General features: G+C 73.8%; 1 protein-coding gene. It reads left to right on the top strand.

What is annotated here, in order from left to right:
* Nucleotides 1-3: 3 nt before the first annotated feature.
* Nucleotides 4-214, top strand: a 211-nt coding sequence (locus I53_RS36090; protein ID WP_374701299.1) for a hypothetical protein, incomplete at its 3' end; no start/stop codon positions are given.

The following is a 214-nucleotide window of genomic DNA, read 5'->3' as shown; positions in this document are numbered from 1 at the left end:
ACCCTGTCGCGGATCGATTCCTCCTACCAGTGGTACCGGGCGGACGGGCGCTGGTCGTTCGAGGCGGTCAAGTCCGCCCGGCGCGTCGCGCCGAGGAGGACTGCGTGCTCGTGCCCGTGGGGGCGGCGCAGATCCGCCAGCGGCTCGCCGGCGCCGATCCGATCCTGCGCCTCTGCCTCGAGGGGCTCATCGCCCGGTTCCGGGAGACCCTGCC

Origin of the sequence: Methylobacterium sp. B1 (assembly GCF_000333255.1) — a bacterium.
Taxonomy (GTDB): domain Bacteria; phylum Pseudomonadota; class Alphaproteobacteria; order Rhizobiales; family Beijerinckiaceae; genus Methylobacterium; species Methylobacterium fujisawaense.
This window is presented reverse-complemented; position numbering and strand designations above follow the sequence as displayed.